A 14343-nucleotide genomic window follows, 5' to 3' on the forward strand; every position below is an offset into this window, starting at 1 on the left:
TGTGGCTGGTGCCGGGCGGCAGCCGGAGCGGAAACGGGTTCGGGCTCCGGCTGCCGCGTGGCGGTGGTGGTGGGGTGTCCACAGGAGGCCCGGGAGCGCTCCCATGGACAACCGACAATGTAATGCGCCGTTCACCACAGCGGAAGACCGCGCCGACCCGGGGCACCCGGGCGACCATCGGGAGCTGGATCACATAATCGACTGAGGCCGATGCATGGGGCGTCATGTCCCAGCTCAACGGGCTTGCCGCGGTCGTGAACGCGCCTTCGAGGGCGTCGGCGACGGCTCGGCCGTCCTGGCATACGAACGTACTGTTGCCCGGCCGTTCGGCCCCGCGGGACAGTACGCCTCACCTGCGGTGCCGTCGATGCCGCCGCTCCCCGGACGACACTGAGGAGATCGCGATGGCTCTACGACTCGCCGAGGGCACCTCCTGGTCCGACACGCTCGCCCGGGCGGTGGCCGCCACGCCCGAAGCGTTCGGCACCGGTCCCGACGGCACCACCACCCTGCACAACCTCGTCCAGGGCGACTGGCGCGCGCTCGGCACGCCCACCGCGGTACGCACCCCGGTGGACGCCACAGTGCTGGCCCACCTGGCCCGGCTCGACGCCGACACGGCCCGCGCCGCCGTGGCCCACGCCGCCCGCGCGCACCGGGAGTGGGCGCAGACCCCGTTGGCCGAGCGCATCGCCCGGGTCACCGACGCGCTCGACGCGCTCACCGGGCACCGCGACCTGCTGGCCCTGCTGCTGGTCTGGGAGATCGGCAAGCCGTGGCGGCTGGCCTGCGCCGACGTGGACCGGGCGCTGGACGGCGTGCGCTGGTACGTGCAGGAGATCGAGCGGATGCTCGCCGACGGGCGGGAGCCGCTGCCCGGCCCGGTCAGCAACATCGCCTCCTGGAACTACCCGATGAGCGTGCTGGTGCACGCCGAGCTGGTGCAGCTGCTCGCCGGCAACGCGGTGATCGCCAAGACCCCGTCGCAGGGCGGCGCGGTCTGCCTCACCGTCGCGCACGCGCTGATGCGCCGCGCCGGGCTGCCCGCCACGCTGCTGTCCGGCAGCGGCGAGGAGCTGTCCGAGGTGCTCGTCCGGGCGCCGGAGATCGGCGCGGTGGCGTTCGTCGGCGGGCGCTCCAACGGCGGCAAGGTGGCCGCCGCGCTGCTCGACTGCGACAAGCGGCACTTCATCGAGCAGGAGGGCCTCAACGCCTGGGGCATCTGGAACTTCTCCCAGTGGGACTCGCTCGCCGCGCACCTGCGCAAGGGCTTCGAGTACGGCAAGCAGCGCTGCACCGCGTACCCCCGGTTCGTGGTCCAGCGCGACCTGGTCGACGAGTTCCTCGACATGTACCTCCCCGTGGTCCGTTCGATCCGATTCGGCCACCCGCTCGCCGTCGGTGACGACTGGTCGGCCGGCGACCCGCTGCCCGAGCTGGACTTCGGGCCGCTGATCAGCGCCGCCAAGGCCGGCGAGCTGCGGCGCAAGGTCGACGAGGCGGTACGCGGCGGCGCCGTGCCGCTGCACCGCGGCAAGCTGGACGGCGCGCCGTTCCTGGACGGGCAGGACACCTCCGCGTACGTCGCCCCGGCCGTGCTGCTGGCCCCGCCCGGCCGGTCCCGCCTCATGCACGCCGAGCCGTTCGGCCCGGTCGACACGATCGTCGTGGTGGACACCACCGACGAGCTGCTGGCCCAGATGAACGCCTCCAACGGCGCGCTCGTCGCGTCCCTCGCGTGCGACGACGAGGAGTTCGCCGGCAAGCTGGCGGTGGACCTGCAGGCGTTCAAGGTGGGCATCAACAAGCCGCGGTCCCGGGGCGACCGGGACGAGCCGTTCGGCGGCCGGGGCGCTTCCTGGAAGGGCGCGTTCGTCGGCGGCGACCTGCTCGTGCAGGCGGTCACTGTGGGCGGCGACGGCCGGCTCTACGGCAACTTCCCCGACTACAGCAGCTACCCGGCCACCTGATCGCGCACAGACGGGCGGGGCCCCCGCATCGGGAGCCCCGCCGTGTCACCGTCCCCCGTATCGGAGGCCGGCCCTGTGGCGCGTGACCGCGCCGGTTCCGGCCGCCGGGCCCGTACCCCTCGGGTTGCGCCGCGCCGTTGCGGCGCACCCGCGGGGTCCGGCCGGCGGCCGTCAGCTCACCTCGGCCGCTGCGCCGGCATGATCGCCCCGTCCCGCGCGGCCGGCCGTGGGGACAGCGGCAGCGCCGCGGTCAGCACACTGCCGTCGCGCTCCATCGCCACCGGCCGGTCCAGCCGGCGCAGCGTCCGCAGCATCGCCGTGTTCTCCGACTGCACGTGCAGCAGCACGGCGGCGTACCCGGCCCGGTCGGCGTGGCCGATCAGGCGGCGCAGCAGCGCCGAACCGAGGCCCCGGCGCTGCCAGTCGTCGCGTACCAGCAGCGCCGCCTCCGCCTCGTCGCCCTCGCCGAGCAGGTTCGCCATCGCCACGACCGGCTCCGCCGCCCCGCCGGAGCCCGCCGTGGCGAGCAGGGTCACGCCCCGGGCCGGCTCCAGCAGCCGCCGCAGCCGGGCCGGCGACGGGTCCGCCGCCCCGCTCAGGTAGCGCCGCTGCCGGCTGCGCGCCGAGCAGGCGACGTGCAGGCCGCGTACGGCGGGCACGTCCTCGGCGGTCGCGGCCCGCACCGACACCTCGCCGCCGTCCGGCAGCACCAGCGTGACCCGGTCGGCGTCCCGCCGGGCCAGCGTCGCCGCCAGCTCGACCAGGGCCTGGGCGCGGGCGTACTCGGCCGGGGTGAAGCTGGGCTCCCGGCGGTGCAGCTCGTGGGCGCCGCCGGCCGGGTCGGTGAGCACCATCGTCGTGCCGCCCACCCCGCCCGGCGAGGCGGCGGGTGTCGGACGCCAGGTCACCGTGTCGGCGCCCAGCAGCGTCCGCAGCACCTCCCCGGTCGCCTCCGGGTCGCGGACCAGCCGCCCGGCGAGCCCGAGCAGCCGGGTCGGCTCGTCGGCCAGCCCGCGCGCCCCGCTGCGCGCGATCCAGCAGTCCCGTCCCCGGCCCCGCTCCACGGCGGCCCACAGCTCCGCCTCGGTCACCTGCTCAGGCGCGTCGACCAGAAAGTCGTCGACCGCGCCGGCCTCGGTGGTGTGCACCTGCACGCTGAGGATGTTGACCCCGCGCAACGCGAGGCTCGCCGTGAGCACCGACAGGTAGCCCGGCCGGTCGTCCACGGTGGCTCGGATCCGCCACAGCGCCATGGTTGTCTCCCTTCCTCAGCACCGACCATGCCGTCTGCCTGTTGCGGTCCCGTTGCCCCGGAGTGACGCGGGGCCGTCCCGTCAGGTGACGGTGGTCACGGGCGGCGCGCCGACCAGGTCCAGCCGGTCGCCGAGGATCACCGCGCTGGCGCGGACGAGCTGGGCGAGCCGGTCCACCTCGGTGGAGTGGAACCCGGCGGCGGCGAGCGGCTCGCTGTGGTCGCGGGCGACCACGAGCACCAGCCCGGCCCGCCCGAACGGCGCCACCGCGTAGTGGTGCCCGTCCGGGCTGGTCATGGCGCGCGCCCGCAGCGGGGTCACCTCCGGCAGCCGCGGCGGGGACGGCGCCCGCCAGCTCGCGTGCCCGATCGCGGCCACGCCGGCCTCGCCGCTGCGCGAAGCCCAGTCCAGTGGTACGACGGCGACCACCGCCCAGTCCGCGGCGAGCAGCCCCGGCACCGCGTCGACCAGCGTGGCCGCCCCGTCGACCGGGTTCGCCGCCACCTGGGCGAGCAGTTCGGCGTCCTGACCGGTGGTGGTGGGCGCGCCGATCGCCCGCCACACGCCGTCCACCCGGACGCCCGGGATCGCTGCCAGCCCGGCGAGCATCCGCTCCACCCGCGCCGCACCCGGCCACACCACAGTGAAGTCGTCCACCGCCCGGCCGCCGAGCCGTTCCAGCACCACCACCTGCACGATGTCCGCGCCGGAGACGCCGAGTGTCCGGGCCACCTGGCCGAGCGTGCCCGGACGGTCCGGCAGAGTCACCCGAACTCTCAGCAGCATGTCTGATCCCCTCCGCTGGGCGGGCCGACCGAGCGGCCGGCAGGCTGGGGCCCAGCCTGCCGGTTGACCATTTCGCCCCTGTTGCAGGGGCATGTCCCGCCGGGAAAACCCCGACCTTGACAACAAAGCTGAGCTGCCATCAACTAATCGGATGACCGATCCGGCCGCCGACGTCGCCGTGCCCTCGACCGGTCCGGCCCCGCGCGGGCTCGACCTCGACCGGCTCGCCGCCCACCTGGCCGTCCACCGGCCGGACCTGAGCGGGCCGCTGTCGGCGCGGCTGATCGCCGGCGGCAAGTCCAACCTCACCTACCTGCTGCGCGCCGGTGACCGCGAGGTCGTGCTGCGCCGGCCACCACTCGGACACGTCCTGGCCACCGCGCACGACATGGCCCGGGAGCACCGGGTGATCTCGGCGCTCGCGCCGACCGGCGTACCCGTGCCGGAGCCGCTGCTGCTCTGCGCCGACGAGAGCGTCATCGGCGCGCCGTTCTACCTGATGGCGAAGGTCGACGGCGAGGTCTACCGGCGGCGGGAGCAGACCGATGCGCTCACCGCGGCGCAGCGGCGCGACCTCGCCCTGGCGATGATGGACACGCTCGCCACGCTGCACCGGGTCGAACCGGCCGAGGTGGGGCTGGCCGACTTCGGCCGCCCGGAGGGCTACCTGGCCCGGCAGGTACGCCGCTGGGCCGGCCAGCTCGACCGATCCCGCAGCCGGGCGCTGCCCGGCATCGACGAGCTACGCGACGCGCTGGCCGCCAGCGTGCCCGAGGGCGCGAACGCGGGCCGGATCGTGCACGGCGACTACCGGCTGGACAACCTGCTCGCCACCGTCGACCCGGTGGCGGTACGGGCCGTGCTCGACTGGGAGATGGCCACGCTCGGCGACCCGCTGGCCGACCTCGGGCTGCTGCTGACGTACTGGGACGTGCTCGGCGACAGCGACCACGGCGACGGCAACCCGGTGGCCGACGGCATCGGGCCGCGCGCCGGGTTCCCGACCGGCGCCGACCTGATCGAGCGGTACGCCGGGCGCAGCGACGTCGACGTCGGCCCGCTGCACTGGCACGTGGCACTCGGCTGCTTCAAGCTCGCGGTCATCTGCGAGGGCATCCACTACCGGCACACGCTCGGGCAGACGCTGGGCGAGGGTTTCGACCGGATCGGCGACCTGGTGGCGCCGCTCGTGGCGCACGGGCTGCGCGCGGTGAGGGAGAGCTAGATGGAGTTCGCGTACGACGACCGGACGATCGAGCTGCGGCAACGGCTGGAGGCGTTCCTCACCGAGTGCGTGTACCCGGCCGAGCCGGTGCACCACGAGCAGGTGCTCGCGGCCGGCGACCCGTGGGCCCGCCCGCCGGTGATGGAGGAGCTGAAGGCGCAGGCGCGGGAGCGCGGACTGTGGAACCTGTTCCTGCCCGACGCCCGCTACGGCGCCGGGCTGACCAACCTCCAGTACGCACCGCTGGCCGAGCTGACCGGCCGCAGCCCGCACCTGGCCCCGGAGGCGCTCAACTGCGCCGCGCCGGACACCGGCAACATGGAGCTGCTGGCCGAGTTCGGCTCGGAGGAGCAGCGCAAGCAGTGGCTCATGCCGCTGCTCGCCGGTGAGATCCGGTCCGCGTTCTGCATGACCGAGCCGGAGGTGGCGTCCTCGGACGCGACGAACATCGCCACCCGGATCACCCGCGACGGCGACCACTACGTGATCAACGGGCGCAAGTGGTGGTCGTCCGGGGCGATGGACCCGCGCTGCGAGATCCTCATCGTGATGGGCAAGACCGACCCGGACGCCGACCGGCACCGCCAGCAGAGCATGATCCTGGTCCCCCGGGACACCCCAGGCGTGACGGTACGCCGCGGAATGCGGGTCTTCGGCTACAGCGACGCCCCGCACGGCGGCCACGCCGAGATCGACTTCTGCGACGTCCGGGTACCGGTCGACAACCTGGTCGGCGAGGAGGGCACCGGGTTCGCCATCGCCCAAGCCCGGCTCGGCCCCGGCCGGATCCACCACTGCATGCGCCTGATCGGCATGGCCGAACGGGCCCTGGAGCTGCTCTGCCGGCGCGTGCTCGACCGGATCGCGTTCGGCCGCCCGCTCGCCGAGCAGGGCGTGGTCCGCGAGTGGATCGCCGAGTCACGGGTCCGCATCGAGCAGGCCCGCCTGCTGGTGCTCAAGACCGCGTGGCTGATGGACACCGTCGGCAACAAGGGCGCGCACACCGAGATCCAGGCCATCAAGATCGCCACGCCGCTGATGGCCGAGTGGGTGATCGACAAGGCGATCCAGGCGTACGGCGGAGCCGGGGTCAGCCAGGACACCCCGCTGGCCGAACTGTGGGCGGCGGCCCGCACGCTGCGCCTGGCCGACGGGCCGGACGAGGTGCACCGCGCGTCGCTGGCCCGCCGGGAGCTGCGCCGCTGGTCCTGATCCGCTCCCCCGCCGGACGGGTCAGGCGGAGGCGCGGTGGATCAGCTCGGTGTCCAGCAGCACGTGCGGGGAGGGCACCTCGTCGCCGCGGATACGGGACACCAGCAGCCGGGCCATCTGCCGGCCCATCTCCTCCACCGGCTGGAACACAGTGGTCAGCGGCGGCTCGGCCTGACGCGCGATCGGGGCGTCGTCGAAGCCGATCACCGCCACGTCCTCGGGCACCCGGCGGCCGGCCTCACGCAACGCGCGCAACGCGCCGAAGGCCATCAGGTCGGAGGCCACAAACACGGCGTCCAGTTCCGGGCAGGCGTCGAGCAGCCGGCGCATGGCCGCGGTGCCACTGCCCTCGCTGAAGTCCCCGTACGCGATCAGGCTCGGATCCACCCGGCCGCCCGCCGCGCGGACGGCCTCCTGGTAGCCGGAGAGCCGGGCCAGGCCGGCGCCCATGTCCTGGGGGCCCGCGATGGTCGCGACCCGGCGGCGACCGCGGCGGAACAGGTGCTCCACCGCCTGCCGCGCACCGCCGACGTTGTCCATGTCGACGAACCACGCCGGCTGCGCGTTCGGGCGCAGCATCCGCGCCGGCCGGCCGCCGAGCACCGTCGGCAGGCCGCGCTCCTCCAGCAGCGTGGGCAGCGGGTCGGCGTCGTGCAGCGACAGCAGGAGTACGCCGTCCACGTGCTGGTTGGTCAGGTGGTGCTCGACCCGTTCCCGCTCGATCGGTGACTGCACCATGGCCAGCCAGAGCTGCATCGGCGTCTCCACCAGCCCCGAGCTGACGCCCCGGACGATGGCCGCGAAGAACGGCTCGGTGAAGACCCGCTCCCCCGACTCGGAGACCACCAGGGCCACCGAGTCGGTCCGCTGGGTGACCAGCGCACGGGCGGCACGGTTCGGCACGTACCCCAGTTCGGCGATGGCCTGCTGGACGGCGGCCCGGGCCTCCGGGCTGACCTGCGGCGAGCCGTTGACCACGCGGGAGACCGTGCCGCGCCCGACGCCGGCGCGGGCCGCGACCGCGTCGAGGGTCGGACGCCCGAGCGAGCGGGTGCGCTGCGTTGTCATCGTTGTGCTCCTCCGACGGTCGGACGGGCCCGGCACCGACTGAGGCGTCGGCGCCGGGCCGCCCGTTACTGGCTGGCCCAGCTTATTGTGCGGGCAGACCGTTGCGTCGGATCACATCGGCGTACCACCTGGCGCTGGACTTCGCGATCCGGGCCTGGCTGTCGTAGTCGACATAGACCATGCCGAACCGCTTCGTGTAGCCCCAGGCCCACTCGAAGTTGTCCAGGAGCGACCAGGCGAAGTACCCCTTGAGCGGCACGCCGGCCTCGATCGCGGCGTGCGCCGCGCGCAGGTGCGCGGCGAAGTAGGCCAGCCGGTCCGGGTCGTCCACCCGGCCGTCGACGAGTTCGTCGACGAACGCCGAGCCGTTCTCGGTGACGTAGAGCGGCAGGTCGGTGTACTCCCGGTGGACCCGCTCCAGCGTCTCCACCAGACCCGGGGCGTCGATCTCCCAGTCCATGTCCGTCACCGGGACACCGCGGGTGACGAACCGGACGTCCTCGCTGCCCGGCCAGCAGGACGGCGCCCGCCAGTAGGGCTCCGGCTCCGCGCCCTCGACCGGCGCGGCCACCACGTGCCGGCTGTAGTAGTTGATCCCGACCATGTCCAGCGGCGTGGAGATGGTCGCCAGGTCACCGTCGCGCACGTGCCCCATGTCGGTGACCTGACGCAGATCCGCGACGAGGTCCGCCGGGTACGCGCCGCGCAGCACCGGGTCGAGGAAGAACCGGTTCGCCAGCGCGTCGATCCGGCGGGCCGCGTCGGCGTCCGCCGCCGACCCGGTCGCCGGGGTCACCGGGTACAGGTTGACCGTGATGCCGAGCTGCGCCTCCGGGCGGGCCGCGCGGACCGCCTGCACCGCCAGGCCGTGCCCGAGCATCAGGTGGTGCCCGGCCCGGACCGCGTCCGCGCCGTCGGAGCGGCCCGGCGCGTGCACGCCGGAACCGTAGCCGAGGAACGCCGAGCACCACGGCTCGTTCAGCGTGGTGAAGTACTTCACCCGGTCACCGAGCGCCTCGGCGACCAGGTGGGCGTACTCGGCGAAGCGGCCCGCGGTGTCCCGGGCCGGCCAGCCGCCCGCGTCCTCCAGCGGCTGCGGCAGGTCCCAGTGGTAGAGCGTCAGCCAGGGCTCGATGCCGTGGCCGAGCAGCTCGTCGACCAGCCGGCGGTAGAAGTCCATGCCCTCCTGGTTGACTCCGCCGGTGCCGCCCGGCTGCACCCGCGGCCAGCTCACCGAGAAGCGGTACGACCGCAGGCCCAGGTCGGCCATCAGCCGCACGTCGTCCGGCATCCGGTGGTAGTGGTCGCACGCCACGTCGCCGTTGTGCCCGGCCACCGTCCGGCCCTCGGTGTGGCTGAAGGTGTCCCAGATCGACGAGGCACGGCCGCCCTCCGTCGCCGCGCCCTCGATCTGGTAGGCGGCGGTGGCCGCGCCCCAGAGGAAGCCGGGCGGGAAGGAGAGGGCCGGACCGGCGTCGAGGACGCCGACGGCGGGCGGGCTTGCTGGGTTGCTCACGACTTGACGGCGCCTTCCATGATGCCGCCGATGATCTGGCGGCCGAACAGAACGAACACGACGAACAGGGGCAGGGTCGCGATCAACGTACCGGCGAAGATCTGCGAGTTGTCGGCGAAGTAGGCGGTGTTGAGGCTGCGCAGCGAGATCTGGACGGTCGGGTTGGACGGGTCCGCCAGCACCACGAACGGCCAGAAGAACTGGTTCCACTGCTCCATGAAGGTCAGCAGGCCCAGCACCGCGGCGGCCGGACGCAGCGCGGGTGCCACCACATGCCAGTACACCCGCCAGGTGGAGCAGCCGTCGACCCTGGCGGCCTCGATCAACTCGTTGGGTACCGCCTGCTCGGCGTACTGGCGCATCATGAAGATGCCGAAGCCGCCGATCAGGAACGGGACGGTCACCGACGGCATCGTGTTCAGCCAGTCGAGCTTCGCCATCAGGATGTAGAGCGGCAGCACGCCGAGCTGGATCGGCACCATCATCGAGGTGAGGATGATCAGCAGCAGCGCGTTCTTGCCCCGGAAGCGCAGCTTGGCGAACGCGAAGCCGGCCAGCGAGCCGAAGAACACGGTCGCGACGGTGATCGTCCCGGAGACCAGGAACGAGTTCATCAGGCCCTTGACGATGTTGGCGTCGCTGTTGGCGAGCACGCGCTCGATGTTCTCGCCGAGGTTGCCGCCGGGCAGGAACGGCGGCGGCCAGGAGTTGGCCGCGTCGTTCGTCCGGCTGGCGATCACGATCATCCAGTAGAACGGGAACAGGGACAGCAGCACGCCGAAGATCAGGCCGATCATGGTGAGCGGGCTGGCCTTCCAGAGCCGCTCGGCCCGGTGGGCGGTCTTCACCGGCGGGCTCTGCCGGGTGGGCGGACGGACCGCGGTGGTCGTCATCTCGTCACCTCACTTGTCGGAGCTGATGCGGCGGGCGAGCAGGTAGTTGATCGCCGACATCAACGCGATGAGCACGAAGAGCACGAGCGCGACCGCCCCGGCGTAGCCCCACCGGAAGCGCTGGTTCATCACGTCGAGCAGGTACATCGTGATGGTCTGGAACTGCCCCTCCGAACCACCGGAGAGACCACCCGAGCCGCTGGTGAACAGCAGGGGCTCGGTGAAGAGCTGGAGGCCGCCGATGGTGGAGATGATCAGCGTGAAGATGATCGTGGGGCGCAGCTGCGGCACCGTGATGGACCAGAACTGGCGCCGCCGGGAGGCGCCGTCCAGCGCCGCGGCCTCGTACATGTCCTTGCTGATCGACTGCATGGCGGCCAGGTAGATCAGCGCGTTGTAGCCGACCCAGCGCCAGTCGACCATGGTGGAGATGGCGAACCAGGAGGCGAAGCGATTCGCCCGCCAGTCGATCGGGTCCAGGCCGACGCTGTCCAGCAGCCAGTTGACCAGGCCGAAGTCCTTGGCGTAGATCATCGAGAAGATCAGCGCGACCACGGCGGTCGAGGTGATGATCGGCATCGCGATGGCCATCCGGAAGAACGTCTGCGCGCGCAGCTTCCGGTTCAGCGCGTTGGCGAGCATCAGCGCCAGCAGCAGCTGGGGCACCGTGGAGAGCAGGAACATGCCGAACGTGTTGACCACCGCGTTCCAGAACTGCGGGTCCTCGGTGATCAGCTCGACGAAGTTGTCCATCCCGACGAAGGAGATCGTCGAGTTCAGCGGCGACCGGTCGGTCAGCGCGATCCAGACCGTGTACGCGATCGGATACACGCCGAACACGGCGAAGATCACGAAGAACGGCAGGACGTACAGGTACGGCGAGTACTTCAGGTCCAGGCGCGTCAGTGAGGCGGCACGGCTGCGCGTGTGACGGGCGGCCCGCGGCGGGCCGGGTTCGGGCGGCGCCGCGGCGTGCAGGTCGAGGCTCATGGGGAGTCCTTCTCCTCAGCCGGCGTCACCCGCCACACGGGCGACGCCGGACTCTGCGGGCACCGCGGGTGGCGCCGGCAGCCTGGGCTGCCGACGCCACCCGCGGGCGGCTCAACCGGTCACTTACCGGCGGCCGCACCGTTCTTCAGGGCCGCCTGCCACTGCTCGTCGGCCGACTTGCCCTGCTCCACGGCGCGCAGGCTGTTCTCCACCGCGGTGCGGACCGCGTTGTTCTTCGGGCCGAGGTAGACCGGCTTCAGGTCGGTGGCACCGGCGGCGAAGATCTTGCCGACCGGGGCCTTGCTGAAGTAGTCGTTTGTCGAGTCGGCCACGGCCGGGTCGGTGAGCGCCTGCGGGTTCGAGGGCAGGTTGCCGACCGCCTTGTACGCGCCGATCTGGCCCTTGGCGCTGGTCAGGAACTTGGCCAGCTCCGCGGCCTCCTTCTGGTGCTTGCTCGACTTCGGCACGCCGAGGAAGGAGCCGCCCCAGTTGCCACCGGCGCCCGGCGCCTTGGCGATGTCCCACTTGCCGGCCGCCGCGTCACCGGCCTGGCCCTTGATGACACCGGTCATCCAGGCGGGGCAGGCGATGGTGGCGAAGGTGCCGTTCTTGAAGCCGGCGTTCCACTCGTTCGAGAACGACTGGAGGTTGTTGGACAGCCCGGCGGCGATCATCTTGGTGGTGAGGTCGTACGCCGTCTTCACGTCCGGGTTCTGGTCGATGACCATCTTGTTGCTCTTGTCGTAGTACGTGTAGCCGGTGCCCTGGCCGGCGACCTGCATCAGCACCACGTTGTAGAAGTTGGTCGCCGAGTCGACGAACTTGTGATTCTTGTCGGCCGCGGCGAACTTCTGGCCGGCGGCGATGAACTCGTCCCAGGTCGGCCAGAGCGCGCCGACCTGCTCGCGGTCGGTGGGCAGCCCGGCGGCCTTGAACAGGTCGCTGCGGTAGCACAGCGCCATCGAGCCGACGTCGGTGCCGAGGCCCAGCACCTTGCCGTCGGGGGTGGTGCCCTGCTCCCACTTCCACGGCAGGAAGTTGCCCTTGAGGTCGTTCGCGCCGTGGTCGGCGAGGTTCACGAACTTGTCGGCCTGGGCGTAGAACTGGACGATGGTGCCCTCCTCCAGGGCCACCACGTCGCCGGCGCCCGAGCCCGCGGTGATCTGCTGGGTGAGGCGGGTGTTGTAGTCACCGAGGCCGAGGCCCTTGCCCCGCTCCTGGATCTTGACGTTCGGGTGCTCCGCTTCGTACTGCTTGTACAGCTCTTCGTAGCCGAAGCCCTGGTCGCCGAAGACGTCGACGACCAGGGTGACCGGGCCGCCGTCGCTGCCGCTGCTGTCCGAGTCGTCGCCGCAGGCGGCGGTGGTGCCGAGCACGACGACGGACGCGAGCGCGATGGCCGCGAAGCGCCGACGACGGATTGGGACGCTCATCCGAGACCCCTCTTTCGGTGGTGAGGCGATATCTGCTGTGTGGTGGGGGGTGCGTCGCGCGGGCCGGAGCGGGCAGGAGGGAGATCCGCACCACTCTCGGGAGCGCTCCCATGAGGTTGCCGGGAGGTGACAGGCGTGTCAATAGACCGCTGGGAGCGTTCCCATTTCGTTACCGCGCCCGCGGCCGATCCCAGCCCAAGGCCGCTCGGCCAGCGGCGCGACGGTCGCTTCGATCAGCAGCGCGGGGGGCGCCGGGTCAGCGACACGGGTGGCTCGCTCAGCACCCGGGTCGCTCAGCGCGGCGGTCGCCCGGTCAGCGCATGGGTCGCCCGGTCAGCGCGCAGGTCGCTCGGTCAGCGCGCAGGTCGCCCGGTCAGCGCACGGGTCGCTTCGATCAGCAGCAGCGGCGCAGCAGGACGGTGGCGCGGCCGGGATCGAACCCGGCCGGATCGAACGCGGCGCCGGCCCACTCCCGCATCGCCACGTGCTCCGGGTGCACGGGGTCGGCGAGCGCGGCCAGCAGAACCGCGTATCCGGCCGGGCCGCCCACGTCCTCCGGCGGGCAGGCCCGCTCCCCGTCCAGGCACAGCGGGTAGCGCTCGTCCGGGTCGGCGGCGCAGCAGTCCTCCACCACCAGGTCGTGCTCCCACCAGTCACCGAAGTCGTACGTGTAGCGGAACCGGTCGCCCTTGCCCACGAGCGCGTCCAGCCGGACGTCCAGCTCGTCGCGCAGCGCCAGTTCGCCGTCCGGGTCGGGCTCGCCGTACTGCCGGCCGTCCACGTCGAACGAGTGCAGGTGACAGTCGCGCCAGCCCATCGCGTGCTGGATCACCCGGTGCAGCCGGTCCAGCGTGTAGCCGCCGGGCACCAGCACCCGCCGCCACACCGGCGGCCGGACGCCGGCCAACGACACCATGAGCTGGAAGATTTGACGCGACACGACGTCCCATCCTTCCTGGGCATAGGCTGGGTGCATGATCTGCCGATCCTGCCGGGAACGGCGGCACTACGACTGTCCTGGCCGGAAGTGGTGCGACTGCCAGCACCGTACCCCCGAACCCACCCCTCCGGTCACCGGTCCGGCCGGCGAATGAGCGTCGGAACCCCGATCGAACGGATCTGGCCCGCACCCGTCACCGGTGCGCTCACCGATCCGCAGCTCACCGCGTTGTACGGCCGGACCACCGGCCCGCATCTGCGGGTCAACTTCGTGGCCAGCGCCGACGGCGCGGTCACTCTGGACGGCTACTCCGCCGGGCTGTCCGGCGAGCCGGACAAGCGGGTCTTCGGGCTGCTGCGGATGCTGTGCGACGGCCTCGTGGTGGCCGCCGGCACGCTGCGGCACGAGCACTACCGGGCGGTCCGGCTGAGCCCGGAGCGCCGGGCCTGGCGCCGCGAGCAGGGACTGGCCGAGTTCCCGACGCTGGTGGTCGTCTCCGGCTCACTCGACCTCGACCCGGCACAGGCCGCCTTCGCCGACGCGCCGGTCCGGCCGGTGGTGCTCACCCACGCCGACGCCCTCCCACCGCCTGGGCTGACCGACGTCGCCGACGTGGTCCGCTGCGGCACCGGGCGGGCCGACGAAAGCGGGCGGGCCGGGCGGGTCGATCTCGTCGCCGGACTGGCCGAGCTGCGCCGGCGCGGGCTGAACCAGCTGCTCTGCGAGGGCGGCCCGCACCTGTTCGGCGCGCTCACCGCGGCCGACCTGGTCGACGAGCTGTGCCTGACGGTGGCGCCGCTGCTCGCCGGCGCCGGTCCGGGCCGGATCACCGCCGGGGACGCCAGCGTCCCGCGTCACCTGCCGCTGCGCCATGTGCTGGCCGCCGCCGACGGGGTGCTGATGCTGCGTTACGCCCGCGACCTGGCCGAGACACCGCCCGCCGGCTCCGCCCCCGCCGCCTGACGCGGCACGCGGCACGCGGCACGCGGCACGCGGCACGCGGCACGCGGCACGCGGCACGCGGCACGCGGCACGCGGCACGCGGCACGCGGCACGC

At 72.7% G+C, this 14343-nt stretch carries 12 protein-coding genes; 4 read left to right on the forward strand and 8 right to left on the reverse strand.

Translation table 11 applies throughout. From position 1 onward, the window contains the following. The first annotated feature begins 404 nt into the window (after positions 1-404). On the forward strand, positions 405-1970 hold the full coding sequence (locus GA0070215_RS08615) for an aldehyde dehydrogenase family protein (protein ID WP_091043795.1): 1566 nt from the start codon (positions 405-407) through the stop codon (positions 1968-1970). Between the two features lie 176 nt (positions 1971-2146). Here GA0070215_RS08615 and GA0070215_RS08620 read toward each other — a convergent pair whose 3' ends face one another. Next, positions 2147-3223, reverse strand: coding sequence for a GNAT family N-acetyltransferase (locus GA0070215_RS08620; protein ID WP_091043799.1), 1077 nt, complete (start codon positions 3221-3223; stop codon positions 2147-2149). A gap of 81 nt (positions 3224-3304) precedes the next feature. Then, positions 3305-4009, reverse strand: a complete 705-nt coding sequence (locus tag GA0070215_RS08625) for an ACT domain-containing protein (RefSeq protein ID WP_026268611.1) — start codon at positions 4007-4009, stop codon at positions 3305-3307. 151 nt (positions 4010-4160) lie between these two features. Between GA0070215_RS08625 and GA0070215_RS08630 the strand changes: the two genes are divergently transcribed. Continuing rightward, a complete protein-coding gene (locus GA0070215_RS08630) occupies positions 4161-5234 on the forward strand; it encodes a phosphotransferase family protein (RefSeq protein WP_091043802.1) in 1074 nt (357 codons plus the stop codon). Then, positions 5235-6446: an acyl-CoA dehydrogenase family protein gene (locus GA0070215_RS08635; RefSeq protein WP_018788467.1), complete on the forward strand. Its 1212-nt coding sequence runs from the start codon at positions 5235-5237 to the stop codon at positions 6444-6446. A 21-nt stretch (positions 6447-6467) separates the two neighbouring features. Here the strand turns inward: GA0070215_RS08635 and GA0070215_RS08640 are convergent, their stop codons facing one another. From GA0070215_RS08640 to GA0070215_RS08665, 6 genes are all read right to left on the reverse strand, one after another. Further along, entirely contained in the window at positions 6468-7514 is a 1047-nt protein-coding gene (locus GA0070215_RS08640; protein WP_018788468.1) for a LacI family DNA-binding transcriptional regulator, read from the reverse strand. 82 nt (positions 7515-7596) lie between these two features. Beyond that, positions 7597-9030, reverse strand: coding sequence for a GH1 family beta-glucosidase (locus GA0070215_RS08645; RefSeq protein ID WP_018788469.1), 1434 nt, complete (start codon positions 9028-9030; stop codon positions 7597-7599). Further along, positions 9027-9827 carry a carbohydrate ABC transporter permease gene (locus GA0070215_RS08650; RefSeq protein WP_196806780.1) on the reverse strand — a complete coding sequence of 267 codons (801 nt, stop codon included), beginning with the start codon at positions 9825-9827 and terminating at the stop codon, positions 9027-9029. Before GA0070215_RS08650 ends, GA0070215_RS08645 begins: the two co-directional genes overlap by 4 nt. Positions 9828-9932: 105 nt before the next feature. Next, a complete protein-coding gene (locus GA0070215_RS08655) occupies positions 9933-10913 on the reverse strand; it encodes a carbohydrate ABC transporter permease (RefSeq protein WP_018788471.1) in 981 nt (326 codons plus the stop codon). A 119-nt stretch (positions 10914-11032) separates the two neighbouring features. Further along, positions 11033-12346, reverse strand: a complete 1314-nt coding sequence (locus tag GA0070215_RS08660) for an ABC transporter substrate-binding protein (RefSeq protein ID WP_091043805.1) — start codon at positions 12344-12346, stop codon at positions 11033-11035. Between the two features lie 394 nt (positions 12347-12740). Beyond that, on the reverse strand, positions 12741-13286 hold the full coding sequence (locus GA0070215_RS08665) for a plasmid pRiA4b ORF-3 family protein (RefSeq protein ID WP_167361498.1): 546 nt from the start codon (positions 13284-13286) through the stop codon (positions 12741-12743). 150 nt (positions 13287-13436) lie between these two features. On the opposite strand from GA0070215_RS08665, the gene GA0070215_RS08670 reads away from it, so the two are divergent. Next, positions 13437-14249 (forward strand): pyrimidine reductase family protein, encoded by an 813-nt coding sequence (locus GA0070215_RS08670; RefSeq protein ID WP_091043811.1) that lies wholly within the window; start codon positions 13437-13439, stop codon positions 14247-14249. Positions 14250-14343 lie beyond the last annotated feature (94 nt).

It is taken from the genome of Micromonospora marina (genome assembly GCF_900091565.1).
In the GTDB taxonomy this organism is placed as follows: domain Bacteria; phylum Actinomycetota; class Actinomycetes; order Mycobacteriales; family Micromonosporaceae; genus Micromonospora; species Micromonospora marina.